We start from the raw sequence: 25,820 nt of genomic DNA, 5'->3' as shown, positions 1-25,820 counted from the left end.
CGGGCGTTTCGGCACCCGGTCAGATCGCGCCCGGCCCGAACCGTGGGTCAGGACGCGACACGGGGGAAAAAGCCCCACAGCCCGCGGCGATACCAGCGCGGCGCCGACTGGGCGGTCCCCCGCAGCATCCGGTGCGCCTGTTCGCTGCGCATCACCCGGCCGCGCTGCGTGTAATAGGCGATGTCGATGGAACCGTCGGGGCGGAGGCGGATGGGATCGTCTTGCTGGGTCATGGGATGTCTCCTTGTGTCTGTTCCGATGGAACCACGCTTCGCGCCGCCGCGCTTGAAGAGCACCTTTAGAAACCCTTGCCATTCCCCTGTTTTTACCCTGCCACCGCGGCAATATCCGCAATCGGCTTTTTGCTGTATCATCGATCCATGCGGTATTTTTTTCACGATTGCTGTCTTGATATTGCCAAACACAGCCTCACCCGGAACGGACAGGAGATTCATGTCGAACCGCAGGTGTTCGAGCTGCTGCTGTGCCTGCTGCGCGCCCCGGGCGAGGTTGTCACCCGCGACCAGTTGATCGACGCGGTCTGGCGCGGCCGCATCGTGTCCGACGCCACGATCAGCGCCCGGATCAGCGCCGCGCGCACCGCCGTGGGCGACAGCGGCAAGGCGCAATCGGTGATCCGCACCGTGCCGCGTGTCGGGCTGCAACTGGTCGCCCCCGTCACCATCGAGGATGCGGACCAGCCCCCGACCCCAGCCAGCGAAACGCCCATCGAGACGCCGCTTGCGCCGCTCAAGCTGCGCTACGCGACTTCCCGCGACGGATCGACCCTGGCCTGGACCGCCGAGGGCGACGGCCCGCCGCTGATGCGTGCAGGCCATTGGCTGACCCATCTCGATTTCGACCGGACGAGCCGGATCTGGGGGCCGTGGCTGCAACGCCTCGGGGCGCAGCGGCGGCTGGTGCGCTATGACCTGCGCGGCACCGGCATGTCGGACCCCGATTGCGGGCCGTTCCACCTCGATGCTTTCGCCGAAGACATGCTCGCCGTGGCCGATGCGGCCGGGCTCGACACATTCGCGATCTTCGCCGCCTCGCACAGCCTGGCCGTGTCGCTGGCGCTGGCGGTGCGCCACCCCGACCGGGTGTCGCGCATCGTCAGCTGCGGCGGCTATGCCCAGGGCGCCTCGGTGCGCGATGGCGGCAAGGACGCGGCCATGGCGCAGGCCATGACACAAATGATCCGCAACGGCTGGGGCCAGGCCGACAGCGGTTTCATGCATGCGCTCACCTCGATGTTCGCCCCCGGCGCCAATGAGGCGGAACTGCTCGAACTGATCCGTCTGCAGCAGAATTCGACCGATGCCGAACGCTCCGTGCAGATCCGCGAGGTGATTGCCAATTACGACGTGACCGATCTGCTGCAACAGGTGCCCTGCCCGGTGCTGATCGTCCATTCGCTGCGCGACTCGCTGCACCCGTTTTCGCAGGCCCGCCTGCTGGCCCAGCACCTGCCCGATTGCGAAATGCTGCCGCTCGACTCGCCCAATCACATCCTGCTGCCGGACGAACCCGCCTTTGCCCGCATGATGGATGCGGTCGATCGGTTCCTGTCTGCCTGAGGTCTGCCTAAGGGCGCGCCAAATCCCGCGGGTGCGGCGCTTCTTCCCCTGCGACACTTCGATTTGTGATCCTTTCGTGACATACTGGTCGCAACCCCTTAAGAGGGGCCACAAGCTGCCACGAGGATTCGGAGCTCACCCTTGTCCAAACACATGCCCCTCGCCCACCCCTTCGACGATGACAAGCTGAAGGAGGAGTGCGGTGTTTTCGGCGTTGTCGGCGTCGCCGATGCTGCCAACTTCGTCGCCCTTGGCCTGCACGCGCTGCAACACCGCGGTCAGGAAGCCGGCGGCATCGTCAGCCATGACCCCGTCCAGGGCTTCAACAGCGCCCGCCGTTTCGGCTACGTGCGCGACAACTTCACCTCGCAATCGCTGATGCAAACCCTGCCGGGGCCGCTGGCCATCGGCCATGTGCGCTATTCCACCGCCGGGTCGAAAGGCGCCGCGATCCGCGACGTGCAGCCCTTCTTCGGCGAATTCGCCATGGGCGGCGCGGCGATTGCCCATAACGGCAACATCACCAATGCCAACGCGCTGCGCCGCGAACTGATCGAGCGCGGCTCGATCTTCCAGAGCTCGAGCGACAGCGAATGCATCATCCACCTGATGGCCCGCTCGCTGCAGCGCAATATCCCCGAACGGATGGAAGACGCGCTGAAACGGGTCGAGGGCGCCTTTTCGGTGGTCGCGATGACCCGCACCAAGCTGATCGGCGTGCGCGACCCGCTGGGCGTGCGGCCGCTGGTTCTGGGCAAGGTCGGCGACGGCTGGGTGCTGAGTTCGGAAACCTGCGCGCTCGACATCATCGGCGCGGAACTGGTGCGCGAAATCGAACCCGGCGAAATGGTGGTGATCACCGATAACGAAGGGGTGCAAAGCCATTTCCCCTTCCGCCGCCAGCCGTCGAAATTCTGCATCTTCGAACATGTCTATTTCTCGCGCCCCGATTCGATCATCGGCGGTCGCTCGGTCTATGAAACCCGCCGCCAGATCGGCGTGGAACTGGCCCGCGAAACTCCGGTCGAGGCCGACCTGGTCTGCCCGGTGCCCGATTCCGGCACCCCGGCGGCGATCGGGTTTGCCCATGAAAGCGGCATTCCCTTCGGCATGGGGATCATCCGCAACCAATACATGGGCCGGACCTTCATCGAACCGACCGAACAGATCCGCAACATGGGCGTGCGGCTGAAGCTGAACGTCAACCGCGCCCTGATCCGCGGCAAGCGGGTGGTGCTGGTCGACGACTCGGTGGTGCGCGGCACCACCTCGCGCAAGATCAAGGAAATGATCCTCGACGCCGGCGCGGCCGAGGTGCATTTCCGCATCGCGTCGCCGCCGACCGCCTGGCCCTGTTTCTACGGCGTCGACACCCCGCAGCGCGAAAAGCTGCTGGCGGCGACGATGACCGAGGACGAAATGCGCGAACATCTTGCCGTGGACAGCCTGAAATTCATCTCGCTCGACGGTCTGTACCGCGCGGTGGGCGAAGCGTCGGGACGCGACAAATCCTGCCCGCAATATTGCGACGCCTGTTTCAGCGGCGAATACCCGGTCACGCCCAGCGACATGATCGAAAAGGGCTTCCAGCTGAAAGCGGCGGAATAATCCCGTAAAACCCGGCCGATCCCGCCCGCGCGGGATCGGCACGAAATTTGCCGGTCAGCAGTGTGTTTTCTGCCGGAGTTAACGAGTAATGCCTGTCACCCCCGTCGCCGAGGCGACCGCGCGCAATGCGGCGCGCCCCAATGCCAAGACCCGCCGTGCAGCCACCCAGGCCGATCAGATGCCGCTGGACCGTACCAGCCTGATCGGCACGTTGCTGACCCCGAACGGCCCTGCCGCCTATCTGAAACTGCCGCGCGGCGCGCTGCGCCGGGTGGAAACCGGCGACATGGTCGACGGCGCCCGGATCACCGCCATCGGCGAGGGCGTTCTGATGCTGACCCGCGGGGCGGAAACCCGGGCGCTGCATATTCCCGGCAACTGAGCCCCCGTTGCGGCCCTTGCCCCCCTGCCCGGCGCCGCCTAGGTTGCTCGGCAAAGGAAGCGGTAAGGAACCCCTCATGGCCCTGCTTGATCTCGACGCGCGCTGGCGGCGTTTCAACGACCCCGAACGCGAATGGCCCGGCAGCGGGAAGAACTTTTCCGGCGTGTTCGACCTCGGCTTCGATCATCCCTCGACTTGGCCGCACGAGGCCCGCGGCGAGGAAGCCTTCGTCAAGGTGGGCGAAGATCAGCTGTCTCCCGACCTGTGCCGCCAGGGCGAGGACCGGTTCGTGCGCGTCGTGCTGTCCTTCCCGATCCAGGGCGCCGACGATGTGTTCCACATGACCCCCTGGGCGCGGCTGGAACCGGATGCCTTCTATGCCTATCTCGACACGTTCGACGGGCGCGACGCCCCGGCGATCGACGAATGCCCGGCGGAGCTGGCCAATATCCTGCCCGGGTTCGAGGCCGACACTGAAGAACCGCTGCCGGTGATGCTGATCTTCCCGGGCGCCGAGGCCCGGCCCGTCGCGATAGCGTCCTCCGGCGCGCTGGCCAAGGCGCAGCAGGACGGGATCAGCTTCGATCAGCTTCTCGATATCTACGCCGCCTTCGGACAGGATATCCGGCCGCACCTGCTGCAAGACTGAGAGGCGGCGCAGAGCGCAAACCCCTTGCAGCCTTGCAGCGCGCTGTTCGCCCTTACCAGGGCTGTTTTGCCGGGCCGACCGTGAATTCGCTGACGGTGGTGTCTTCGGGCATGTCCAGCGCGAAGGCCACGACCTTGGCGATGCGGTCGGGCGAAATGCCGAACGCTTCGTAGAGCCCGCCCATACCTTCGGCCGCGCCCGGATCGGTGATCGTGTCGAGAAGCTCGGTATTGATCGCCGCCGGATACAGCGTTGCGGTGCGGATGTTGGTGCCTTCCATCGCCGATTCCATCCGCAGGCATTCCATGAAGTCGCGCACGAACCACTTGGTGCCGCCATAGATCGCCGTGCCCGGATAGGCCTTGAGCCCCGCGACCGAGGAAACCGCCAGGATGTGGCCGGATTTCTGCTCGGTGAAGCTCGGCATGACGGCGGCGACGCCGTTTAGCACGCCGTTGATGTTCACGTCGACCATCTGCTTCCATTCCTCGGTCTTGAGGGCGGACACATTGCTGACGGGCATGATGCCCGCGTTCAGGAAGATCGCGTCGACCCGGCCGAAGCTGTCCTTGGCGAGCTTCACGATGGCGTCGTTGTCTTCCGGCTTGGTCACGTCCATGGCCTGATAGACGGCTTCGCCGCCCGCCGCCTTGATGTCTTCGGCGATCTGCCTGAGCTTGTCGGTGCGGCGCGCACCGAGAACGATCTTGGCCCCCTTACCGGCGAGTTCTTTCGCGGTGGCTTCGCCGATGCCCGACGATGCGCCAGTGATGATGACAACCTTGTCTTTCATTGTGTCGATCCTTCGATGTCGTTGTAGATGAATGTGCCGGTCCGGGACGAACCGGGAGTGAGCCCCGGCCGCGATATGCGACCGGAGAATGCGAATTCAGGTTTGAATGGTGGTGTCCGCTCCGACGTCAGGCGGCGGGGTCGATCCGCAGCGGGAATTCCCCGCGCAGCAGCAGTGGCGCGATCCCGCCATCAAGCCGCCCGAGCCGGATCAGCCCGCGCGAATAGCGGTAGGTTTCGTAGAAGAAGACGATATTGCCCCAGGGCGCATAGTAGCAGAAATCGCCGGCGGCCTCGTCGCCGAAAGGCTGCGCGCCCTCGCCGGAAAGCTTGCGCGGCAGATAGGCGATCTTCTCGTTTGTCGAATAGTCCTCGATCGTGAGATCCACCGGCAGCAGGGAAAACAGATCGCGTGCCGTCGGATTGTCCTCAAGCGTGATGGTGAAACTCTGGTCGGCGAAGCGGCAAGCGATGCGCATCGGGGCCTCCTGAGTTAGGGCGCGGAGCGGACCCGGCACCAGTCCCGGCGCCAGCGCGGCGGCCAGTGAAGCCTTCAGGAAGCCGCGCCGGGCCGGCCGGTGGGGGTCAGCCATGGTAATCCTCGTCCGAAACCTTCTCCATCCAGTCGACGGCCTTGCCGTCCTGGACTTCCTGGATCGCGGTATGGGTCATGGCCGTGTCGGGCGCGGCGCCGTGCCAGTGCTTTTCGCCGGGTGCGAACCAGACGACATCGCCGGGGCGGATTTCCTCGATCGGGCCGCCCCAACGCTGCACGCGCCCCAGGCCGGACAGAACGATCAGCGTCTGTCCCAGCGGATGGGTGTGCCACGCGGTGCGCGCGCGCGGTTCGAACGTCACGTTCGCGCCCTGAACCCGTTCCTTGTCGAAACTGTTGAACAGCATTTCGAGCTGAACCGAGCCGGTGAACCAGTCGGTCGGTCCGGGCATGGTGGGCAGATCGTCTGCGCGGGTGATTTCCATGGTCTTTCCTTTCCTGTGTCACCGGATGTGCTGGTAAGGTAGTCCAGAATGCGCTATCCGATTAGACGTTATAATTTGCATGAACTGCTGAATTGGATTCATCAATGGCGCGTGACGAGCTGAGTGAATTGAGGGCCTTCATCGCCGTCGCCAAGGAACGCAGCTTCACCAAGGCCGCCGCCCGGATCGGGGTTTCCGCCTCGGCGCTGAGCCACACAATCCGGGCGTTGGAAGAACGGCTCGGCCTGCGGCTGCTGACGCGGACCACGCGCAGCGTATCGACCACCGAAGCGGGCGAACGCCTGTTTCATACCATCGCGCCGCATTTCGATCAGATCCGCGCCGAACTCGATGCCCTGAGCGAATTGCGCGACAAACCGTCGGGCACGCTTCGGATCAGTTCGGGCGTCCATGCCGCGGAGGCGATCCTGCGGCCGAAACTGGCGGCGTTCCTGCCGCAATACCCGGACGTCACCGTCGAGGTTTCGATCGACAACGGTTTCGTCGATATCGTCGGGGAACATTTCGACGCCGGTGTCCGGCTTGGTGAATCAATCAGCAAGGACATGATTGCCGTCCGCATCGGCCCGGACTGGCGTTTTCTCGTGGTCGGAGCCCCGGATTACTTTGCCCGCCGCTCACCGCCGGAACATCCGGGGGAACTGACCAACCACCAATGCGTCAATCTGCGGCTGGCGTCGGCGGGCGGTCTTTACGCCTGGGAATTCGAAAAGGACGGGCGAGAACTCGACGTCAGGGTCAGCGGCCAGATGATCTATGACAGTATCGTCCAGGTCCTGCACGCGGCCGTCGACGGTCTTGGGCTTGCCTTCGTCCCCGAGGACCTGGCTCAGCCCTATATCGAAGCGGGCCAATTGCAGGCCGCGCTGAGCGACTGGTGCCCGCCCGTGCAGGGGTATCACCTGTACTATCCGAACCGGCGCCTGGCCTCACCCGCCTTTGTCCGGCTGGTGGATGCGCTCAGATACCGGCCCTAGTGCCGATCTTTCGAAAACGCAGGATCGCGACCTGCCAGGAACGGCAATCGGCCAGACCGGCGGGGCAGGTTTGCCCCGAGGGTCGATGTTGGGTATTTCCCGCCCCTTCCCCCTTGACGCAGCCCCGCTTTCGCCGCACATCCCCGTCATGACACAGAAAATCGCACTCATCACCGGCGCCTCGCGCGGCCTTGGCGCGGCCCTGGCAGAAGCGCTTTGCCAGACCCACCATATCGTCGCCGTGGCCCGCACCACCGGCGCGCTGGAGGAGGTCGACGACCGCATCCAGGCGGCTGGCGGCCAGGCGACGCTGGCGCCGATGGACATCACCAATGCGGACGCGATGGCGCAGCTGTGCCGTTCGGTCTACGACCGCTGGGGAACGGTGGATATCTGGGCGCATACCGCGATCCACGCGGCGCCGCTGTCTCCGGCGCAGTTCATCGACGCCAAGGACTGGGAAAAATCGGTCGATTGCAACGTGACCGCCACCGGGCGCCTGATCACCTATGTCGCGCCGCTGCTGGGCGAGACCGGCACGGCGCTGTTCTTCGACGATCCGCGCGGCGGCGAAAAGTTCTTCGGCGCCTACGGGGCGACCAAGGCGGCGCAGATCGCGCTGGCGCGCAGCTGGGCGGCGGAAAGCGAAAAGACCGGCCCGAAGGTGCGGGTACTGGAACCGCGCCCGCTGGCCACCGCCAACCGCGCCCGGTTCTTCCCCGGCGAGGATCGCAGCGCGCTGATCCACCCCAAGGACGAGGCCGAGCGGCTTCTGGGACTGCTCTGAGCTTGAGGGGGCCTCCGCGCGCGCGGAGGCCCGCCCCGACCAGCCCCAAAGCCCCGGGACATAAGCGCACAGCGCTTGCCCCGCCCGCGCCCATTCTCTACTAAGTTCTCAGGCAAATAAGGGGCAGGCAGTTGCGTATTCTGATCACCAATGACGACGGCATCAACGCACCGGGGCTGAAGGTGCTGGAAAAGATCGCCCACGACCTCGCCGGTCCCGAGGGCGAGGTCTGGGTCGTCGCTCCCGCCTTCGAACAATCGGGCGTCGGCCATTGCATCAGCTACACCCACCCGATGATGGTCGCCAAGATGGATGAGCGCCGCTTTGCCGCCGAGGGCAGCCCGGCCGATTGCGTGCTGGCGGGCATCCATCACGTGATGGAGGAACAGCGCCCCGACCTGATCCTGTCGGGCGTCAACCGCGGCAACAATTCCGCCGAGAACGCGCTCTATTCCGGCACCCTGGGCGGCGCGATGGAAGGCGCCTTGCAGGGCATCCGCTCGATCGCGCTGTCGCAATATCTGGGCCCGTATAATTTCCAGGCCGACAATCCGTTCGAGGCGGCCGAGGAACACGGCGCGGCCCTGATCCGCAATCTTTTGACCGCCCTGCCCGAGGAGGACGAGGATTACCGGCTGTTCTTCAACGTCAACTTCCCGCCGCTGGCCGCGAAGGACGTCAAGGGCGTGCGCATCGCGCCGCAGGGGTTCCGCCGCCACACCCATTTCGGGGTCGAACCGCACCGGTCGCCCTCGGGGCGGCGGTTCCTGTGGATCAAGGGCGGCGATCAGCATATCCCGACCGCGCCGGGCACCGACGCGGCGGTCAATCTGGATGGCTATATCTCGGTCACGCCGATGCGCGCCGACCTGACCGATCACCACATGCTGGACCAGCTGAAGGCCATCGAATGAGCGACGACATCGCCACCCGCAAGATGCAGTTCCTGTTCGCGCTCCGCTCCAAGGGCGTGACCGATCAGCGTGTGCTGGAGGCGATGGAAAAGATCGACCGGGGCGCCTTCATCAAGGGGCTGTTCGCCGAGCGCGCCTATGAGGACATGCCGCTGCCCATCGCCTGCGGCCAGACCATCAGCCAGCCCTCGGTGGTCGGGCTGATGACCCAGGCGCTGAACGTGCAGCCGCGCGACAAGGTGCTGGAGGTCGGCACCGGGTCGGGCTACCAGGCCGCGATCCTCAGCCAACTGGCGCGCCGGGTCTACACCGTAGACAGGCACAAGCGGCTGGTGCTGGAAGCGCGCGAGATTTTCGCCGCGCTGGACCTGTCCAACATCACCGCGATCGCCGCCGATGGCAGTTTCGGCCTGCCCGACCAGGCCCCGTTCGACCGCATCATCGTCACCGCCGCCGCCGAGGACCCGCCGCCGCCTCTCTTGGCGCAGCTCAAGATCGGCGGTATCATGGTGTTGCCGGTGGGGCAGTCGGACCATGTGCAAAGCCTGATCCGCGTCACCCGTACCGAAGACGGTTTCGAATACGATGAATTGCGCCCGGTGCGTTTCGTCCCCTTGATCGAGGGGTTGGGACCCGAGGGTTAGACATGCTATGGTAGCATAAAGAATAGAGTGCTGATCCCAAGCCCCGGCAAACAGGGGCGGGCAGAAAGTTGAGGAAATCGAGATGTCTTATCCCCGCAAATCGCGCCTGATTTGGGCCGTCCCGGCGCTTGCGCTGCTGGCCGGCTGCGATCGGCCGTTCGATTTTGACATGCGCGGCCATTTCGGCGATGCCTTCCACACCGCCGATGCCGCCCGCCAGGCCACCGGCCACCGGCCCAGGCCGGACGACCGCGGCGTGCTGTCCTATCCCAATTACCAGGTCGCCGTCGCCAAGCGCGGCGATACCGTCGCCGATGTCGCGGGCCGGATCGGGATGAACGCGTCGGAACTGGCAAGCTATAACGGGCTGTCGCCCAACGATCCGCTGCGCAAGGACGAAGTGCTTGCCCTGCCTGGCCGCGTGTCGGAAAGCACCGGCGGTCCGATCCAGCCGCCCAGCGATGTCGATATCGCTGCCCTCGCCGGCAGCGCCATCGACAAGGCCGAACCCGCGCGGGTGGAAACCACCGCGCTGGCGCCGGTCGCGACGACGGCCCCCGCAGCGGCACCCGCCGCCGAGACCAAGCCCAACGCGCAGGTCGGCATCGAACCGGTCCGGCACAAGGTGGTGCGCGGCGAAACCGCCTATACGATTTCGCGGCTCTACAATGTCAGCGTGCGGTCGCTGGCGGAATGGAACGGGCTGGGCCCGGAATTCACCATCCGCGAAGGCCAGTACCTGCTGATCCCGGTGCCCGATGCCGAGAACCTGCAGAAGACGGCCAAGAAAGCGCCGGTAACGGCGGAAAAAACCACCGTCCCCGGCGAAGGCAGCCCCACCCCCACGCCGCCGAGCGCCTCCAAGCCGCTGCCGGCGGAAAAGACCATTCCCGCCGCCCAGCCGGCGGAAAAGCCCAAGACCCCGGACCTGGGCAAGACCCAGACCAAGAAGACCACCTCGTCGCGCATGGACATGCCGGTCAACGGCAGCATCATCCGCGAATACAAGAAGGGCAAAACCGACGGGATCGACATTTCCGCCGCGTCGGGCACCCCGGTTCTGGCGGCGACCGACGGCACCGTGGCGGCGATCACCTCGGATGGCGACAAGGTGCCGATCGTGGTGCTGAAACATGCCGACGAGCTGCTGACGGTCTACGCCAATGTCGACGGTATCCGGGTGGAAAGGGGCGACAGCGTGAAACGCGGCCAGGCCATCGCCAAGATCCGCGACGGCCAATCGAACTACGTGCATTTCGAGGTCCGCAAGGGCTTCGACAGCATCGACCCGATGCCCTATCTGAACTGATCCCGGCCCCTGTCCCGGAAACGAAAAAGGCCGCCCCGAGGGCGGCCTTTTTTTACATTCCGATTGGAAAGGATCAGCTGGCGCGGCGTTCGTCGAAGCTCAGCGCGATGAAGGACGGCATGTGATCGCCCATGCCAACCACGTTGTCGTCGCGCTTGCGGCCACCACCGCGGCGCGAGCGGCTGCTGTCCTCGTCCCGGCGCGGTTCTTTCCGGCTGTCCTGACGCGGCGCCCGTTCGGTTGCGCCTTCGTCGGTCCTGGATGTCTTGGCGGTCTCTTTCTGACGGCTGTCTTTCCGCGTGCTGCGGGGCTTGCCGGTCTCTTCCGCCTCGGCCTCGTCCTTCGCCTTGCGCGGCGCCGGTTTGGCATCCTTCAGCGGGTTTTCCAGCTGCGGGATTTCCTTCTGCACCAGCGCTTCAACCGCGTCGAACGCCTTTTCGTCGCGCGGCGCGCAGATGGTGATCGCGGTGCCTTCCCGCCCTGCCCGGCCGGTGCGGCCGATCCGGTGCACGTAATCCTCGGCATGGCCGGGAACGTCGAAGTTGAACACGTGGCTGACGGCCGGAATATCCAACCCGCGCGCGGCGACGTCCGAGGCGATCAGGAAACGCAGCGATCCGTCGCGGAACTGGTCCAGCGTCTTCATCCGCTGGCTCTGATCCAGGTCGCCGTGGATCGGCGATGCGTCATAGCCGTATTTCTTCAGCGATTTCGCGACGATATCCACATCCGATTTGCGGTTGCAGAAGATGATCGCGTTTTTCAGCTTGTCGCCCTCGCCGTCGATCAGCGCCCGAAGCAGATTGCGCTTCTCGCTGCCTTCGCGATCCTTGCGCGAGGCTTTGAACTTGACCACGCCCTGGGTGATGGTTTCCGAGGTGGTCGCCTGGCGGGCGATTTCGATCCGTTCGGGGTTCGACAGGAAGGTGTTGGTGATCCGCTCGATCTCGGGCGCCATGGTGGCCGAGAAGAACAGCGTCTGGCGGGTGAAGGGCGTCAGGCTGAAGATGCGTTCAATATCGGGGATGAACCCCATGTCGAGCATCCGGTCGGCTTCGTCCACCACCATGATCTGCACGCCGGTCAGCAGCAGCTTGCCGCGTTCAAAATGGTCCAGCAGACGGCCGGGCGTGGCGATCAGAACGTCGACGCCGCGGTCGATCAGCGCGTCCTGTTCCTTGAACGACACGCCGCCGATCAGCAGCGCCTTGGTCAGTTTCAGGTGCTTGGTATAGGTGTCGAAGTTTTCCGCCACCTGCGCCGCCAGTTCCCGAGTCGGGCACAGCACCAGAGACCGCGGCATCCGCGCCCGGGCACGGCCCTTCGACAGCAGGGTGATCATCGGCAGGGTGAAGCTGGCGGTCTTGCCGGTGCCGGTCTGGGCGATGCCCAGCACGTCGCGGCCGTCCAACGCCGGCGGAATGGCGCCCGCCTGAATGGGGGTTGGGCTTTCGTACCCGGCTTCTTCAATCGCCTTGAGAACCTTGGGGTCGAGTTTGAGATCGGAGAATTTTGTCATGTGTATCCGTGCCTTACGGACACTTCCGGCCCGTAGCGTCTAGTTGGGATCGGCCCGTCTGGCCCGAGAGGCGCACCCTGGCGCAATCCCTATGAGCGCGGGGTTTACCGCAAACCCCGCTTCGGGTCAATGCGGCGCCGATTTCCCGAAGGGATAGGACGGTTTACGCCGATCCGACGCTGAAAAAATCACCCCTGACCGGGGAAATGACGCGACCTTGTTTGCGGCAGGTTCAACGCATGACTGTGCAGGTGCCCGTGGCCGCGCAGCCGCTCCAGCAGCGCCGGGGTGGCGGTGCAGACCTCGTCATAGAACGCGCGCAGCCCGTCTTCGCCATCTTCGTCGTGGATCATCGAAAACAGTTCGTGCAGGGACAACCCGCCCTCCTCGCGCGGCATGTTGGGTTTCAGCTCGCTGCGGTAGGATCCCTTTTCCAGCCGGTAGCGGAAGGCGGCGATGAAATCCTCCCAGCTCTTGGCGTGCAGATGCAGTAACTGGATGCCGTCCAGTTCCCGCTGTCCGGGGTTCATCTCGTCGCCGACGAAGACGTTGTGGATCTGCACCTTCAGCCCCTCGACCCCGGTGCGATAGATCATCTTGCCCGCCACATGGCTGAGGAAGCCGCCATTCAGATGCGGCCCGAAAGTCGGATAAATCCGGGCGGTCTCGTTCCGGCGCTTCGGCTGGCGCAGGCTGTAGCCCTTGAAATGGGTCGTGTCGCCGCCGCCCGCCAGCGCCTCCACCGGCCGGATGCGGGCGCACAGGCACTCAAGCGGCAGATCGGCCAGTTGATCGGCCAGGGACCGGTCCAGCGGCCAGAGGAATTCATCGACGTCGATATGGGTCAGCCAATCGACATCCCCTGCCCGGCCATAGGCATGGCGGGCGTTTTCGAACTGCCGCGACTGGTGCTTGACCCGCCGCTTCATCCCCAGCCGTTGCCAATAGCTCTCGTCGGTCAGGACGGGGCGGATTTTCGGATGCTCCGACAGGATGCGCAAAGCGTCTTGGTTGTCGTCGTCGAGATAGATGAACAGCCGATGCGCGCCCTGGTCCAGGTGATGGGCGCAGAAATCCAGGATGTCGCCGACCGGCGCCTTGATCGTCGCCACCCCCCCCCATTTCGGCGCGTTCATCTCACTGCCCTTCCAGATAGGGGCCGAAGACCCGGGATGTCTTTTCCTCAAGCCGCAGCGGGTATTCCACCAGCATGCCGTTTTCGCCCAGCTTGCGCGCCAGCTCCGGCGTCAGGGTGCAGACCTCCTGATAAAACATCTTGAGCCCCTCCTCGCCCTCGTTTTCGATCAGGAAATCCACCACGTCGCTGAAACGGAACTTATCCTCGTCCTCAGTCTTGCGATAGGACCCGTCGCTCATGCGGAAATCCAGATCGGCGATGAACCCGTCGAAAGTCGGCGCATGGGCATGGCCCAGGTACACGCCCGGCATCGACTGGATATTGGTGACCGGCGCGCCCTGCCAGTGGATCGCGTGGATGCCGAACCGCAGCCCCTCGATCCCGGTGCGCACGAAAAGCTTGCCCTCGATATGGCTGATGAAGCCGCCGCGCAGGTGCATCCCGAAGGTGGGATAGATATCCTGCAAGACCGAGGCCGGCCGCCCCGCCGCGCGCGGGGCCAGCTTGAACGCCTCGTCGCCCTGCCCGGCCAGTTGTTCGGCGGGCGGCAGGTGCAGCGCGATCTTGTCCGCATCGACCCGGGCCAGGTGATCGGCCATCCTATCCTGCGGCAGCAGGAATTCGTCGACATCGATATGGGCCAGCCAATGACAATCGGTGCTGTTATAAGCCTCGGTCGCGACCCAGACCTGCCGCATCCGGTGATTGTCCATCCGGCCCCGTTTCTGCGCCGCCCAATAGGTGGCGCCGCAAGCGGTGACCGCGATCCGCGGGTGCAGCGACAGCACCTCCACCGTCACCGGGTCGGGATCGTCGAGATAGATGTGCACCCGGTGCGCGCCCAGGTCCAGGTGATGTGCGGCGAAGCGCAGGATCCTGTCCAGCGGCGCCTTGATCAGCGAAACCGTGCCCCATTTGATCTGTGCCGGATCGGTGATCTGGCGCGATGCGGGCACCGGCGCCGGGTTGCGTTTCTTCTTCGACTCGGGCGGTGCCTCGGCGGCGCGCTGTTTTTCCCGACGCGCCCGCATGGTGCGCAACCGGCGGAACACCGTCTTGTCATCCTCGATCAGCAGGCTCAGCAGTCGTTGCGCCAATGGGCGGATCACCGCGTCTTTCTCGGCCTCCTGCCACAGCCGGCCCAGCATGTTGATGTCGAGTCCGCCGCCGGTGATCGCATAGGCATCCATCTGCATCGCCAGATGCTTGGCCGATTTGCGCTTCCAGGCGAAGGGCTGATCCGGCGCGGAGCCGGAAAACAACCGCTCGGTCTCGTAGAGCTTCATCATCCCGAACAGCACCGACAGCGATTGGCCCAGGCTGCGCTGCGCCTCGGTCAGCCCGTGATCGCCGAAGGTGGTGACCGCCGAGACCAGCCAGCGCGCGTCGAGATGCGCCATCAGGAAATCGGCTTCTTCGGCCCAGAGCCGGGCGAACAATTGCGCCGTGTGCGGCGGCTGAGCGTGGCGGCGCAGATTGGCGACAAGCAGCCCGTGCAGATGCAACAGCGCCGCCTCTCCTTCGAATTCCTTGGCCAAATCCAGATACTTGCGGGCGTAACTTGATCTTGATTCGCCCAGATCCGGCGCCGCCGGGTCCATCATCCGGTGCTTCAGCGGTTGCAGATCGGCGTCGAGCGGCGGCAGGGCTTCGCCGGGGCCATAGGAAAACGGCGCCATCCGGGTTTCCATCTGCCCGACGATCGCGTCGAAGCCGCCGGGATAGGTTGTCTTGTTCTGCTCGCTCATGGGTAAAGAATGACCCGGCGCGCGGCGTACTGCAAGAGAATTGGCGGCGGCTTTGACGCTGCTGCGGAACGATCCCTCAGGCGGCGGAGGGATGCAGCACGGGCCGGTATCCCGCCGCCAGCGCCCGCACCGTCGGGGCCGGTGTCAGGACCGTCACCATGCCGGATGGGCGCGTTTGCTTTGCCGCGTAACCTGCTGGTGTAAATTGGTAAATTACATCCCCCAACACCAGAGCGGGGTCCGACGCGAGGATGAAGGTGCCGTCCGGCAAGTTCTCCGCCCGGGCCTCATGCCGAACCTGTTGCCGGTCCCGGCGCACCCGCGCCCTATGCAACGCCTTGTCGATATCGCCCAACCCCGCAACCGACCCGTTCGCATCTTCCCAGGCGGCACGAAAACGCCGCGCATCAGCGCGGCGGCATTCGTGACAGGGCCGGTGCCCGGCGGCCAGCGCCACCGCCTCATCGAGGAAAAACAGCGCCGTCCAGCCGCGGTCGGGCATCGGCCCGTGATAGCGATCCTTGAAACGCAGCAGGCAACAGACCCAATGCGGATGCTTCCAGCGCGACGGCCCCAGGGAGCCGTCGGGCCGGTGCAGAATACCGCGATTGCCGGTGAAGAGACCGCGGCCTGGATCGGCAACGATGTCCCCCGTCGGCAAGACGCGGTTCTGCAAGGGCATGGCGATTCCCGGCCTTCGTTTCAGATATTCCAAATCATACAACAGTTCAGACTGGAAATCTGTTTCATTGATGAACACCGTCAGGGGGAGGGAGTACGGAATCTTTGTCTATATGCGGGCCATTTTCGCGAATGGCCGCGATCCGTTTCCATACCGCGCTATCCTGCTCGCCCTGCGGCCAAACACCTGAAAGCACATAGCGAAAACGAGGCGAGCGGTATGCTATTTCTTCTATCCGATCAATAAATGTCGGGCCATGTTTGACAATTATGTCTTCCAAGAAACCTGCAGCTACGATTGAGGCTTGACGAGGACTTGTCAGGCCGTCGGCTAAAATTAGGACAATCTGGAATGCAATTTCTGGCGTATCTTCGACGAGATCAGAAATACAATTATACGACCAAAATAGCGCCTCTGCTTTTGCCTCATGATTTTCTGATCGCGCAATATGCTCTAGATAGCTGTGAGCAACCCAGCTGACATCGAACAGACCCTCTGGCGCGCATGGGCGCGCTTCCTTTCCATAGCAAAAGATGCACGGTGGAGGCTCCTGCGTCACACCATCATTTCCTTGGTCGCCGACAGGGTGATATCCGGGTAGTCGCGTTCGACTCGGTCGATATCCCATTGCAAACGCGTCAGATAAACGACGTCGCCGTCATGGTCGCGGGCGATGTGCTGCTTGTTGGTGTCGACGAATTTGTCGACCGCCTGCTTGTCGCCATGCACCCAACGGGCAGAGGTGAATTGCGATTGTTCGAACCGCACCGGCAGCCCGTATTCCATCTCGATCCGGCTTGCCAGCACCTCGAATTGCAGCGCACCCACGACCCCGACGATGAAGCCCGAGCCCATGTTCGGCTTGAACACCTTGGCCGCGCCTTCCTCGGCGAATTGCATCAGCGCCTTTTCCAAGTGCTTGGCCTTCATCGGGTCGCCCGCGCGGCAGGTCTGCAGCAGTTCCGGCGCGAAGCTGGGGATGCCGGTGACGCGCAGCGCCTCGCCCTCGGTCAGGGTGTCGCCGATGCGCAGCTGGCCGTGGTTGGGGATGCCGATGATGTCGCCGGCCCAGGCTTCCTCGGCCAGTTCGCGGTCGGACGCCAGGAACAGCACCGGGTTGGTCACCGCCATCGGTTTCTTGGTCCGCACATGGGTCAGTTTCATGCCGCGCTTGAAATGGCCCGAGGCCAGACGGATGAAGGCCACCCGGTCGCGGTGTTTCGGGTCCATATTGGCCTGCACCTTGAAGACGAAGCCGGAAACCTTTGTTTCTTCAGGAGAAATCTTGCGCGGCTCGGCCGACTGAATCTGCGGTTCGGGGCCGTATTTACCGATCCCGTCCATCAGCTCCTTGACCCCGAAGGAATTGATCGCCGATCCGAACCAGATCGGGGTCATATGCCCTTCCAGCACCGCCTGCGGGTCCAGTGCGGGCAGCAGTTCGCGCGCCATCTCGACCTCTTCGCGCAGCTGATCGACCAGTTCCGCCGGCACGTGTTCGGCCAGTTTCGGATCGTCCAGCCCTTTGATTTCGATGGTTTCCGCCACCTTGTTGCGGTCGGCGCGGTCCATCAGTTCCAGCCGGTCGTTCAGCATGTCGTAACAGCCGATGAAATCGCGGCCCACCCCGATCGGCCAGCTTGCGGGCGTCACGTCGATCGCCAGGTTTTCCTGGATCTCGTCGATGATGTCGAAGGTTTCGCGGCTTTCGCGGTCCATCTTGTTACAGAAGGTCAGGATCGGCAGGTCGCGCAGACGGCAGACCTCGAACAGTTTCTGGGTCTGGCTTTCCACACCCTTGGCGCCGTCGATCACCATCACCGCCGCATCCACCGCCGTCAGCGTGCGATAGGTGTCCTCGGAAAAGTCCGAGTGGCCGGGCGTATCGACAAGATTGAACCGGAAGCCGTTGTAATCGAACGACATTGCCGAGGCAGACACCGAAATCCCCCGGTCCTTTTCCATCTGCATGAAGTCCGACCGCGTGCGCCGCGCCTCGCCCTTGGCGCGCACCTGACCGGCCATCTGAATGGCGCCCCCGTACAGCAGGAACTTTTCAGTCAGCGTGGTTTTACCGGCGTCGGGGTGCGAAATGATCGCGAAGGTCCGGCGGCGGGCGATTTCGGGCGGCAAAGCGGGGCGGTTCGAGGCGGTGTCTAACATGATCGCGCATATATATACCGGGCCGCGCGGTGGCAATATCGGTGATGATCGCAGAAGGCACGCAACGGGTCAGCGCAGCAGAATGCGCCGCGCCTCGTCCCAGCCGCTCAGCGTGACGAAACGTTCATCGGAGGACCAGATGAACCGGTGCCGTATCCGGTTACGGTGCAGGTGGCCCTGCCAGACCTGGTATCTTTGCATCAGGCACAGGGCGTCCAGCACCCTGAGCTTGCTGGCACAGGGATAGGTGCCAGTGACATTGTCGTTGCCCCAGCCCAGCCCCAGATGCGTTCGGTCTTGGATGCGGGTCCTGATTTCGGACCTGGGCGCCAGCAGGACGTCGACGCTCAGCCTGTGACCGGCTTCGAAAACCTTGCCGAACAGCGGATGGTCCTGCACCTGCGCGTCGCAATCTGCCCCCGGGGCTTTGCGCACCGTCGAAATGTCCATGTGGAACAAGTCCCCGGGCCTGAGTTCGGTGCACAGGCCGGTGCGGAACATGTGTTCATAGATCGGGGTCGCCGTGGCGAAGCGGCGGTTTTCCGTCACCAGGTGGCGGATATAGGTGGATTTCCCGGCGCAGGAAAATCCTAGCACCAGGTGAACGCCATCGGGCCGTGTCCGAGGCTGCCATATATTTCTGATCAATGCACCCACGGCTTAACCGTTGGGTGAAAATCCGCATTCCGTCAAGAGTTTGACGCGAAAGTCCTCAGCCGGTCGAGGCGCGGCGCAGCGCGACGGTCAGATCTTCGTCACCCTTCGCCACCGGCAGCAGGTCGAAATCCAGATAGGACCGGTCGGAATGGCGCAAGGTGCCGGCCCGCATCTGCGCCACCACGTCCTCGGGCAGGATCGCCGAGCTGCGCAGGTCGGCCAGCAGGGTTTCGGCGGCGATGCCTTCGGCATAGACGATCTGATGATCGTCAAACAGCAGCTGGTAATATTCGACGAAGCCGCCATCGGTGCGGGTCACGGTGGTGCCGTTGACCAGATCGCGCGCCTTGATCAGCAATTCGGCCCGCCCCGCGCCTAGCTCGTCCGAGCGCTGGTAGACGAACAGACGATGTTCCGGGCTGACCACCAGGTCGTCGGCGTTGTGCAGCGCGCCAGCGGCGATATGGACCGGGGCGAATTCCCCCACCGCCCGCGCGGTGGTCTGGCCGATCCAGCGCAGTTCCTGCGCGCCGTCGTCGCGGGTCAACACCCGGTCGCCGACCCGCAGGTCCTCGACCCGGCGCTGTTCGCCGGTCGCCATGGTGATACGGGTGCCGCGGGTGAAGCTGACGCAGGCGAATTCGCCCAGCTTGGCGCGGGCGTTGTCGGTATCGACGCCGACCAGAACCAGTTCCTGCTTGGGCTGCAGCGGCGCCAGCGGCAGCGCGTAAATCTCGACGACGTCGCCGTCTTCGTCCACTTCGACCAGTACCAGCACCTCGGTGGTGATGCCGTGGATCGACATGAAGGTCAGGCAGCTGTCAAGATGGATCGTCGCGCCGGGATGGCCGATTTCGGTATTGCCGGTGATGGCGAAGGTGCCATTGTCGCCCGGCGCCAGCGCCAACCGGGTCGCGCGCGCGGCGGGGCGCACGAAATAGGTATCGTCCAGCACCAGCTCATCCGCGAAGGACAGGCAATCGCCCAGATTGGCCCCGTGCGACACCACCATGGCGCTGCTGCGGTAAACCGGCAGCCTGAAGATCGAACTGGGGCTGAAATCATTCATGAACACTTACCTTCCCGCCGGTAACATCGGCACACTTCATCACTACATACAATAGTTTACGATTATGACGCAAAACGATCAACGCGGCGGCCTTTTGCTGGCATTTCCCTTTTGGAGGGGTCACTATACTTAACGGTACGCCACCGAGGCGTTTTAGAAACAATACAGGGGAATCGATCGGAATGGATCTGGGAATCGCAGGCAAAAAAGCGATCGTATGCGCATCGAGCAAGGGTTTGGGGCGCGGCTGCGCCGAGGCTCTGGCCGAGGCCGGTGTCGATCTGGTGATGAACGCGCGCGGCGCCGAGGCGCTGGAAGCCGCGGCCGAGGAAATCCGGCAGAAATACGGCGTCAACGTCGACACTGTCGCCGCCGACGTCACCACCGAAGAAGGCCGGGCGCAGCTGCTGGAGGTCGCGGGCCAGGTCGATATCCTGGTCAACAACGCGGGCGGCCCGCCGCCGGGCATGTGGACCGACTGGGAACGCGAGGATTTCATCAAGGCGCTGGATTCCAACATGCTGACCCCGATCGCGCTGATCAAGGCGCTGGTGCCGGGGATGATGGAACGCGGCTGGGGCCGCGTGGTCAACATCACCTCGCAATCGGTGAAGGCGCCGATCGCCGTGCTGGGCCTGTCGAATTCCGCCCGCGCCGGTCTGACCGGTTACGTCGCCGGCACCGCGCGCCAGATCGCAGGGTCGGGCGTGGTGATGAACAACCTGCTGCCCGGGTCGCACGCCACCGACCGGATCGCGTCGCTGGATGCGCGCACCGCCGAAACCCAGGGCATCAGCATCGACGAGGCCCGCGCCGCACGCCAGGCCGCCAACCCGACCGGCCGCGACGGCACGCCCGAGGAATTCGGCGCGATGTGCGCCTTCCTGTGCTCGAAACATGTGGGCTACATGATCGGGCAGAACGTGCTTCTGGATGGCGGCGGCATCAACGCGACGCTGTAAGCGAAATGCGAGGGGGCGAAATCTGGGTCAGGTTTCGCCCCTTTTTCGTTCGGGAAATCTGTCCCAGAAGGTCACGCTTGCGTGACGCGCCGCCGCGCCGCATTGCCGGGACCGGGTTTGCGCCCTATCCCGTTGTGAAGCAACGACAAAGGGAACGGCCATGAAGCATGAATCGGTTCAGGATTATTACGGCAAGGTGCTGCAGGGCAGCGACGACCTGCAGACCAATGCCTGCTGTTCCCCCGAAGACATGCCCGACTATGTCAAGGACGTGCTGCGCAATGTCCATGACGAGGTTCTGACCCGCTATTACGGCTGCGGATTGGTGATGCCGCAGGGATTGCGCGGCGCGCGGGTGCTGGACCTGGGCTGCGGCGCGGGGCGCGATGTCTATGCGCTGGCGCAGCTGGTGGGCCCCGAAGGGTCGGTGGTGGGCGTCGACATGACGCCCGAACAGCTGGCCGTGGCCGAGGCGCACAAGGACTGGCACGCCGAAAAGTTCGGTTTCGCCAATGTGGAATTTCATCGCGGCTTCATCGAAAAGCTGGGCGAGTTGCCGCTGGACCCGGGCAGTTTCGACGTGATCGTGTCCAATTGCGTGGTGAACCTCGCCACCGACAAGCAGGCGGTGCTGCGCGGTGCCCATGAGCTGCTGAAACAGGGCGGCGAGATGTATTTTTCCGACGTCTATGCCGACCGCCGGGTGCCGAAAGCGATGGCCGAGGACGAGGTGCTGTATGGCGAATGCCTGTCCGGGGCGCTGTACTGGAACGATTTCCTGACCTTCGCCAAGCGCGCCGGGTTCGACGATCCCCGGCTGGTGAACCACCGGCCGCTGACCATCGAGAACCCCAAATTGGAAGCGCGGGTGGCGCCGCTGACCTTCACCTCGGCCACCTACCGGCTGTTCAAGCTCGACGGGCTGGAAACCGAATGCGAGGATTACGGCCAGGCGGTGATCTACAAGGGAACCCTGCCCCACGCGCCGCACCGGTTCGATCTGGACGCGCATCATTGGATCGAGACCGGCAAGGTGTTCCCGGTCTGCGGCAACACCTGGAAGATGCTGGCCGATACGCGCTTTGCCGATCACTTCACTTTCATCGGCGATTTTTCCACCCATTACGGAATCTTCGCGGGCTGCGGTGGCGATCATCCGTTCAAGGATGAGGCTGCTGGCGCTGTCGATTGCGGCTGCTGAGACAGGGCGAAACGCAGGGCCGCGCCCTCCCTCGGGTGGGCGCATCGGGCCGTCGAGGATTGGCAGTTTATCCTGAGACATCCGGACGACGCCTGGGCCCGCCACAGCCTCGCCAATGCGCCCTCCCAAGGGGGAGGGAGGGCGCGGCCCGGCGGCGCAAAGCGCCGCTGTTCGGGCCAAGTGGTGCGCGCGAACGCCCTGCCCGCCCCATCAGAAGCCTTGTCTACCGCGCCAAGGGTTGCTAAGTCAGCGCAAAGCCCGATGGTTTTTATCGGAAAGCCAGGAAACGCCCCAGGAATCCCCCTTGTCCGTCACGCCCCCCCGCCTTGAGATCCGCAACCTGGTCCGCCGCTTCGACGGCCGGCCGGTGGTCGACAACGTGTCGCTGAAGGTGATGCCGGGGCAAGTGACCTGCCTGCTGGGCCCCTCGGGCTGCGGCAAGTCCACCACCCTGCGGATGATCGCGGGCGTCGAGATGCAGGACGAGGGCGAGATCTATGTCGACGGCCGGCTGATCTGCGACACGGTGTTCCGCATCCCGCCCGAACGGCGCCATATCGGGCTGATGTTCCAGGATTTCGCGCTGTTCCCGCATCTGACCGTGGGTGACAACGTGGCCTTCGGCCTGTCCGGTTCCAAGGATCAGAAACGCGCCCGGGTCGAGGAATTGCTCGACAAGGTCGGATTGAAACGTTTCATCGACGGCTTCCCCTACCTGCTGTCGGGCGGCGAACAGCAGCGCGTGGCGCTGGCCCGCGCCTTGGCGCCGCGGCCCAGGATCATGCTGATGGACGAGCCGTTTTCCGGCCTCGACAACCGGCTGCGCGACGATATCCGCGACCAGACGCTGGAAGTGCTGAAACAGGAAGACGCCGCCGTCCTGCTGGTCACCCACGAACCCGAGGAAGCGATGCGCATGGCCGACGAGATCGCGCTGATGCGCGACGGGCGGATCGTGCAGCAGGGCGCGCCCTACAATATCTACTACGCGCCCCGCGACAAGCAGGCAGTCGCGTTTTTCAGCGATATCAACGTGATACGCGGCAAGGTTCAGGGCGCCCTGACCGACACGCCGTTCGGTCAGTTCCTCGCCCCCGGGGTTCCGGACGGCAAGGAAGTGGAAATCGTCATCCGGCCGCAGCACCTGAAGATCGAATTCGACCGCGGCGGCAAGGGCCCCTTGCCGACGCCGGAACACGGCACGGCGGCGCGCGGCGAAGTGGTGCGGGCGCGCTTCATGGGATCGGAAAGCCTGGTCGAAATCCGGATGGATCACGACGGCTCGGTGCTCAAGGCGACGGTGCCCAACGTGTTCCTGCCCAATCCGGGCCGGGTGCTGTGGCTGATGATCCGGCGCGACCGCTGCTTCGTCTTCCCTGCCGCCTGATCCGGCACGCCCCGGAAAGCCGCCCCGCCTTGATCCGTATTTGTGGGTATAAAGCCCGCACAGACGGCCCGGTTTGGCAAAAAACAGCCCGTTGCGGCGCTTTGGTTCTTCCAACCCGCCCTTTTCGTCATTAGATACAGGGTTGATTTTACCCGGGCCCGGGGATGCGGCCCGTTCATGGGAGAGACAACATGCTGAACAATATCGGCCTTCCCGGCCTTCTGCTGATCGCCGTCGTGGTGCTGGTCCTTTTCGGTCGCGGCAAGATCAGTTCGCTGATGGGCGAAGTGGGCAAGGGCATCACCGCCTTCAAGAAGGGCGTGAATGACGGCACCAAGGAAATCGAAGACCAGGCTGCCGAAGCCGCCAAGGACGTGACCCCGGAAAGCGAAGAAAAAGACAAGGTCTGAGCACATGTTCGATCTTGGCTGGACCGAGCTTATGGTGATCGGCATCGTGGCGCTGATCGTGGTGGGCCCCAAGGACCTGCCCGGCCTGTTCCGGTCGGTCGGCAATTTCGTGGGCAAGGCCAAGGCGATGTCGCGCGAATTCACCCGCGCAATGAACCAGGCCGCGGACGAGGCCGGCGTCAAGGACGTCAGCGAAAGCCTGCGCGCCGCCGCCAATCCGGCGAAGTTCGGGATGGACAAGGTCAAGGACGCCGCCGGGGAGTTCACCAAATGGGACCCCGAGGCGGATAACGGCCTGGACGAAGACCGCGCCGACGCGGCCAAGAAGATCCAGGACGCAGCCGCCAAGAAGGCGCAGGCGCGGCTCGACGCCGAGGCCGCCGCGGACTTCGGCGGCGAACAGGCGGCAGGCGTGGCCAAGGACGCGGCGCCGCAAGATCCCCCTGCCGGGGACAAGGCCCCCGAGGATAAGGCATGAGCAATACCGACGAGCTGGAAGACAGCAGCGCGCCCCTGATCGAACATCTGGCCGAGCTGCGCACGCGGCTGATCAGGGCGCTGATCGCCTTCATCATCGGCATGGTGATCTGTTTTTCCTTCGGCGGTGCGATCCTCGATTTCCTGCTGATCCCGATCGAAACCACCATGCGCGATCTGGGCAACCCGAACCCGGTGATGCAATACACCGCGCCGCAGGAATATTTCTTTACCCTGATCCGCATCTCGATGGTCGGTGGTCTGGCCCTGTCCTTCCCGGTGATCGGCTATCAGCTGTGGCGCTTCGTGGCGCCGGGGCTCTACAAGAACGAAAAGAACGCCTTCCTGCCCTTCCTGGTCGCCTCGCCCGCGCTGTTCCTGCTGGGCGCGGCCTTCGCCCATTTCGTGGTGATCCCGATGGCGATGTCGTTCTTCCTGGGCTTTGCCGACTTCCCGTCCTTCGTGTCGGCGCTGCTGACCGGCGAAGAGGTGCAGCAGAGCCCCGACAAGGGCATCGACATCGTCTTCAACGGCAAGGTCAACGAAACGCTCGACATCACGCTGAAGATGATCGTGGCCTTCGGGCTGTGTTTCCAGCTGCCGGTGCTGCTGACCCTGATGGGCAAGGCCGGCCTGGCCTCGGCCCAGGGGCTGCGCAACACCCGTAAATACGCCGTCGTCGGCATCCTGACCGTGGCCGCGCTGGTCACGCCGCCGGATGTCACCACCCAGATCATCCTGTTCACCGTGGTTTACGGGCTGTACGAGATTTCGATCTTCCTGGTCGCCCGGGTCGAAACCAAGCGCGAGGCACGCCTGCGCGAAGAAGGCTATTACGACGACGAGGACGCCGAAGAGGAATTCGACGATCCCCTGATGGCCGAATTCGACGAGGACGAGAAGTGAAACCGGTAATGAAACGGATCGCCGAGGCGCTGGAGCGGATGGCTCCGGCGCCCCTCGCCGCCCCCGATTTCGACAGCGCCGATGCCTTCGTGTGGCACGTGGATCCCGACCGCCTGGCCCCGGTGCCGCAGGTCAATCGGATCGACCTGTCGCTGCTGGTCGGCGTCGAACGCACCCGCGACACGCTTTTCGCCAACACGCTGCAATTCGCCCAAGGGCTGCCCGCCAACAACGCCCTGCTGTGGGGGTCGCGCGGGATGGGCAAGTCGTCCATCGTCAAGGCGATCCATGCCGAGGTCGTCAAGCAGGGCCACGGGCTGAAGATCGTGGAACTGCAGCGCGAAGACCTGCCGTCGGTGTCGCGGCTGATGAACCTTTTGCGCGGGTCGCAACACCGGTTCTTGCTGTTCTGCGACGACCTGAGCTTTTCTCACGATGACGAGCATTACAAATCGCTGAAGGCCGTTCTGGACGGCGGCATCGAGGGACGGCCGGACAACGTGGTGTTCTACGCCACCTCGAACCGGCGCCACCTGATGCCGCGCGACATGATCGAGAACGAGCGGTCGAGCGCGATCAATCCGTCGGAAGCGGTCGAGGAAAAGGTATCGCTGAGCGACCGGTTCGGCCTGTGGCTGGGCTTCCACCCCTGCAGCCAAGACGAATACCTGGAAATGATCCGCGGCTATTGCACCGCCTACGGGGTCAAGGTCGACGAAGACACGCTGCGCGCCGAAGCCATCGAATGGCAGGCCACGCGCGGGGCCCGGTCGGGCCGGGTGGCGTGGCAGTATTTCACCGACCTGGCCGGGCGCAAGGGCGTGCGGATCTGATCCGAGGCGCGGGACAACGTCTGC

Annotated in this window: 28 protein-coding genes; 16 read left to right on the top strand and 12 right to left on the bottom strand. The window is 64.3% G+C overall.

All coding sequences use genetic code 11. The annotated features are described in order from the left end of the window. Positions 1–47: 47 nt before the first annotated feature. Entirely contained in the window at positions 48–455 is a 408-nt protein-coding gene (locus GR167_RS12005; RefSeq protein WP_160973766.1) for a hypothetical protein, read from the bottom strand. A gap of 12 nt (positions 456–467) precedes the next feature. Between GR167_RS12005 and GR167_RS12000 the strand changes: the two genes are divergently transcribed. The 4 genes from GR167_RS12000 (at position 468) to GR167_RS11985 (ending at position 4,219) form a co-directional block, all read left to right on the top strand. After that, on the top strand, positions 468–1,580 hold the full coding sequence (locus tag GR167_RS12000) for an alpha/beta hydrolase (protein WP_160973765.1): 1,113 nt from the start codon (positions 468–470) through the stop codon (positions 1,578–1,580). Positions 1,581–1,733: 153 nt separating this feature from the next. Next, complete coding sequence (purF, locus tag GR167_RS11995) at positions 1,734–3,188, top strand: amidophosphoribosyltransferase (protein ID WP_160973763.1); 1,455 nt, start codon at positions 1,734–1,736, stop codon at positions 3,186–3,188. 88 nt (positions 3,189–3,276) lie between these two features. Continuing rightward, positions 3,277–3,570: a hypothetical protein gene (locus tag GR167_RS11990; RefSeq protein WP_160973761.1), complete on the top strand. Its 294-nt coding sequence runs from the start codon at positions 3,277–3,279 to the stop codon at positions 3,568–3,570. Positions 3,571–3,646: 76 nt separating this feature from the next. After that, positions 3,647–4,219 carry a DUF2199 domain-containing protein gene (locus GR167_RS11985; protein ID WP_160973759.1) on the top strand — a complete coding sequence of 191 codons (573 nt, stop codon included), beginning with the start codon at positions 3,647–3,649 and terminating at the stop codon, positions 4,217–4,219. Between the two features lie 52 nt (positions 4,220–4,271). Here the strand turns inward: GR167_RS11985 and GR167_RS11980 are convergent, their stop codons facing one another. The 3 genes from GR167_RS11980 to GR167_RS11970 all read right to left on the bottom strand — a co-directional run bounded on the left by GR167_RS11980 (position 4,272) and on the right by GR167_RS11970 (position 5,992). Further along, positions 4,272–5,012: an SDR family oxidoreductase gene (locus GR167_RS11980; RefSeq protein WP_160973757.1), complete on the bottom strand. Its 741-nt coding sequence runs from the start codon at positions 5,010–5,012 to the stop codon at positions 4,272–4,274. A 127-nt stretch (positions 5,013–5,139) separates the two neighbouring features. Then, entirely contained in the window at positions 5,140–5,604 is a 465-nt protein-coding gene (locus GR167_RS11975; RefSeq protein ID WP_235915934.1) for a cyclophilin-like fold protein, read from the bottom strand. Beyond that, entirely contained in the window at positions 5,597–5,992 is a 396-nt protein-coding gene (locus GR167_RS11970; protein WP_160973755.1) for a (R)-mandelonitrile lyase, read from the bottom strand. The genes GR167_RS11975 and GR167_RS11970 overlap by 8 nt, the downstream gene beginning before the upstream one ends. Positions 5,993–6,096: 104 nt before the next feature. Here GR167_RS11970 and GR167_RS11965 point away from each other — a divergent pair, with 104 nt between their 5' ends. The 5 genes from GR167_RS11965 (at position 6,097) to GR167_RS11945 (ending at position 10,644) form a co-directional block, all read left to right on the top strand. Further along, positions 6,097–6,990: a LysR family transcriptional regulator gene (locus tag GR167_RS11965; protein WP_160973753.1), complete on the top strand. Its 894-nt coding sequence runs from the start codon at positions 6,097–6,099 to the stop codon at positions 6,988–6,990. A 148-nt stretch (positions 6,991–7,138) separates the two neighbouring features. After that, on the top strand, positions 7,139–7,777 hold the full coding sequence (locus GR167_RS11960; protein ID WP_160973751.1) for an SDR family NAD(P)-dependent oxidoreductase: 639 nt from the start codon (positions 7,139–7,141) through the stop codon (positions 7,775–7,777). A gap of 131 nt (positions 7,778–7,908) precedes the next feature. Beyond that, on the top strand, positions 7,909–8,691 hold the full coding sequence (gene surE, locus GR167_RS11955; RefSeq protein ID WP_160973749.1) for a 5'/3'-nucleotidase SurE: 783 nt from the start codon (positions 7,909–7,911) through the stop codon (positions 8,689–8,691). Beyond that, entirely contained in the window at positions 8,688–9,335 is a 648-nt protein-coding gene (locus GR167_RS11950) for a protein-L-isoaspartate(D-aspartate) O-methyltransferase (RefSeq protein WP_160973747.1), read from the top strand. The genes surE and GR167_RS11950 overlap by 4 nt, the downstream gene beginning before the upstream one ends. An 82-nt stretch (positions 9,336–9,417) precedes the next feature. Then, positions 9,418–10,644 (top strand): LysM peptidoglycan-binding domain-containing M23 family metallopeptidase, encoded by a 1,227-nt coding sequence (locus GR167_RS11945; RefSeq protein WP_160973746.1) that lies wholly within the window; start codon positions 9,418–9,420, stop codon positions 10,642–10,644. A 73-nt stretch (positions 10,645–10,717) separates the two neighbouring features. Here GR167_RS11945 and GR167_RS11940 read toward each other — a convergent pair whose 3' ends face one another. The 8 genes from GR167_RS11940 to GR167_RS11905 form a co-directional block, all read right to left on the bottom strand. Then, the gene (locus GR167_RS11940) at positions 10,718–12,163 is read right to left on the bottom strand and encodes a DEAD/DEAH box helicase (protein WP_160973745.1); all 1,446 of its coding nucleotides are present in this window, start codon (positions 12,161–12,163) and stop codon (positions 10,718–10,720) included. 188 nt (positions 12,164–12,351) lie between these two features. Next, a complete protein-coding gene (locus tag GR167_RS11935; RefSeq protein WP_160973744.1) occupies positions 12,352–13,299 on the bottom strand; it encodes a glycosyltransferase family 2 protein in 948 nt (315 codons plus the stop codon). Position 13,300: 1 nt separating this feature from the next. Then, complete coding sequence (locus GR167_RS11930) at positions 13,301–15,049, bottom strand: glycosyltransferase family 2 protein (RefSeq protein WP_160973743.1); 1,749 nt, start codon at positions 15,047–15,049, stop codon at positions 13,301–13,303. A gap of 76 nt (positions 15,050–15,125) precedes the next feature. Next, on the bottom strand, positions 15,126–15,809 hold the full coding sequence (locus GR167_RS11925) for a hypothetical protein (RefSeq protein ID WP_370741301.1): 684 nt from the start codon (positions 15,807–15,809) through the stop codon (positions 15,126–15,128). After that, a complete protein-coding gene (locus tag GR167_RS11920; protein ID WP_160973742.1) occupies positions 15,796–16,290 on the bottom strand; it encodes a DUF6869 domain-containing protein in 495 nt (164 codons plus the stop codon). The genes GR167_RS11925 and GR167_RS11920 overlap by 14 nt, the downstream gene beginning before the upstream one ends. Beyond that, complete coding sequence (locus GR167_RS11915; protein ID WP_160973741.1) at positions 16,287–17,894, bottom strand: peptide chain release factor 3; 1,608 nt, start codon at positions 17,892–17,894, stop codon at positions 16,287–16,289. Before GR167_RS11915 ends, GR167_RS11920 begins: the two co-directional genes overlap by 4 nt. 69 nt (positions 17,895–17,963) lie before the next feature. Then, on the bottom strand, positions 17,964–18,491 hold the full coding sequence (locus GR167_RS11910; protein ID WP_160973740.1) for a hypothetical protein: 528 nt from the start codon (positions 18,489–18,491) through the stop codon (positions 17,964–17,966). 115 nt (positions 18,492–18,606) lie between these two features. Further along, positions 18,607–19,620 carry a Hint domain-containing protein gene (locus tag GR167_RS11905; RefSeq protein ID WP_160973739.1) on the bottom strand — a complete coding sequence of 338 codons (1,014 nt, stop codon included), beginning with the start codon at positions 19,618–19,620 and terminating at the stop codon, positions 18,607–18,609. Between the two features lie 182 nt (positions 19,621–19,802). On the opposite strand from GR167_RS11905, the gene GR167_RS11900 reads away from it, so the two are divergent. The 7 genes from GR167_RS11900 (at position 19,803) to GR167_RS11870 (ending at position 25,796) form a co-directional block, all read left to right on the top strand. Continuing rightward, on the top strand, positions 19,803–20,582 hold the full coding sequence (locus GR167_RS11900) for an SDR family oxidoreductase (protein WP_160973738.1): 780 nt from the start codon (positions 19,803–19,805) through the stop codon (positions 20,580–20,582). A gap of 160 nt (positions 20,583–20,742) precedes the next feature. Continuing rightward, entirely contained in the window at positions 20,743–21,783 is a 1,041-nt protein-coding gene (locus tag GR167_RS11895; protein ID WP_160973737.1) for a methyltransferase domain-containing protein, read from the top strand. Positions 21,784–22,087: 304 nt separating this feature from the next. Then, positions 22,088–23,170, top strand: a complete 1,083-nt coding sequence (locus GR167_RS11890; RefSeq protein ID WP_160973736.1) for an ABC transporter ATP-binding protein — start codon at positions 22,088–22,090, stop codon at positions 23,168–23,170. A gap of 191 nt (positions 23,171–23,361) precedes the next feature. Continuing rightward, on the top strand, positions 23,362–23,580 hold the full coding sequence (locus tag GR167_RS11885) for a twin-arginine translocase TatA/TatE family subunit (RefSeq protein WP_160973735.1): 219 nt from the start codon (positions 23,362–23,364) through the stop codon (positions 23,578–23,580). Between the two features lie 4 nt (positions 23,581–23,584). Further along, positions 23,585–24,058: a Sec-independent protein translocase protein TatB gene (gene tatB, locus GR167_RS11880; protein ID WP_160973734.1), complete on the top strand. Its 474-nt coding sequence runs from the start codon at positions 23,585–23,587 to the stop codon at positions 24,056–24,058. Beyond that, positions 24,055–24,963: a twin-arginine translocase subunit TatC gene (gene tatC, locus GR167_RS11875; RefSeq protein ID WP_160973733.1), complete on the top strand. Its 909-nt coding sequence runs from the start codon at positions 24,055–24,057 to the stop codon at positions 24,961–24,963. The genes tatB and tatC overlap by 4 nt, the downstream gene beginning before the upstream one ends. An 8-nt stretch (positions 24,964–24,971) precedes the next feature. After that, a complete protein-coding gene (locus GR167_RS11870; protein ID WP_160973731.1) occupies positions 24,972–25,796 on the top strand; it encodes an ATP-binding protein in 825 nt (274 codons plus the stop codon). Positions 25,797–25,820 lie beyond the last annotated feature (24 nt).

The sequence above is a fragment of the Thalassovita mangrovi genome (genome assembly GCF_009857745.1).
Lineage (GTDB): Bacteria > Pseudomonadota > Alphaproteobacteria > Rhodobacterales > Rhodobacteraceae > Thalassobius > Thalassobius mangrovi.
The sequence above is the reverse complement of the archived record's forward strand: the minus strand, read 5'-3'. Positions and strand labels throughout refer to the sequence as shown.

Bases quoted from the DNA above. Each gene is read 5' to 3' on its own strand.
- GR167_RS12005 (WP_160973766.1), bottom strand. From the start codon at position 455: ATGAATCTCCTGTCCGTTCCGGGTGAGGCTGTGTTTGGCAATATCAAG.
- purF (WP_160973763.1), top strand. From the start codon at position 1,734: ATGCCCCTCGCCCACCCCTTCGACGATGACAAGCTGAAGGAGGAGTGC.
- GR167_RS11990 (WP_160973761.1), top strand. From the start codon at position 3,277: ATGCCTGTCACCCCCGTCGCCGAGGCGACCGCGCGCAATGCGGCGCGC.
- GR167_RS11985 (WP_160973759.1), top strand. From the start codon at position 3,647: ATGGCCCTGCTTGATCTCGACGCGCGCTGGCGGCGTTTCAACGACCCC.
- GR167_RS11980 (WP_160973757.1), bottom strand. From the start codon at position 5,012: ATGAAAGACAAGGTTGTCATCATCACTGGCGCATCGTCGGGCATCGGC.
- GR167_RS11975 (WP_235915934.1), bottom strand. From the start codon at position 5,604: ATGGCTGACCCCCACCGGCCGGCCCGGCGCGGCTTCCTGAAGGCTTCA.
- GR167_RS11970 (WP_160973755.1), bottom strand. From the start codon at position 5,992: ATGGAAATCACCCGCGCAGACGATCTGCCCACCATGCCCGGACCGACC.
- GR167_RS11965 (WP_160973753.1), top strand. From the start codon at position 6,097: ATGGCGCGTGACGAGCTGAGTGAATTGAGGGCCTTCATCGCCGTCGCC.
- GR167_RS11960 (WP_160973751.1), top strand. From the start codon at position 7,139: ATGACACAGAAAATCGCACTCATCACCGGCGCCTCGCGCGGCCTTGGC.
- GR167_RS11950 (WP_160973747.1), top strand. From the start codon at position 8,688: ATGAGCGACGACATCGCCACCCGCAAGATGCAGTTCCTGTTCGCGCTC.
- GR167_RS11945 (WP_160973746.1), top strand. From the start codon at position 9,418: ATGTCTTATCCCCGCAAATCGCGCCTGATTTGGGCCGTCCCGGCGCTT.
- GR167_RS11940 (WP_160973745.1), bottom strand. From the start codon at position 12,163: ATGACAAAATTCTCCGATCTCAAACTCGACCCCAAGGTTCTCAAGGCG.
- GR167_RS11935 (WP_160973744.1), bottom strand. From the start codon at position 13,299: ATGAACGCGCCGAAATGGGGGGGGGTGGCGACGATCAAGGCGCCGGTC.
- GR167_RS11930 (WP_160973743.1), bottom strand. From the start codon at position 15,049: ATGAGCGAGCAGAACAAGACAACCTATCCCGGCGGCTTCGACGCGATC.
- GR167_RS11915 (WP_160973741.1), bottom strand. From the start codon at position 17,894: ATGTTAGACACCGCCTCGAACCGCCCCGCTTTGCCGCCCGAAATCGCC.
- GR167_RS11905 (WP_160973739.1), bottom strand. From the start codon at position 19,620: ATGAATGATTTCAGCCCCAGTTCGATCTTCAGGCTGCCGGTTTACCGC.
- GR167_RS11900 (WP_160973738.1), top strand. From the start codon at position 19,803: ATGGATCTGGGAATCGCAGGCAAAAAAGCGATCGTATGCGCATCGAGC.
- GR167_RS11895 (WP_160973737.1), top strand. From the start codon at position 20,743: ATGAAGCATGAATCGGTTCAGGATTATTACGGCAAGGTGCTGCAGGGC.
- GR167_RS11885 (WP_160973735.1), top strand. From the start codon at position 23,362: ATGCTGAACAATATCGGCCTTCCCGGCCTTCTGCTGATCGCCGTCGTG.
- tatB (WP_160973734.1), top strand. From the start codon at position 23,585: ATGTTCGATCTTGGCTGGACCGAGCTTATGGTGATCGGCATCGTGGCG.
- tatC (WP_160973733.1), top strand. From the start codon at position 24,055: ATGAGCAATACCGACGAGCTGGAAGACAGCAGCGCGCCCCTGATCGAA.
- GR167_RS11870 (WP_160973731.1), top strand. From the start codon at position 24,972: ATGAAACGGATCGCCGAGGCGCTGGAGCGGATGGCTCCGGCGCCCCTC.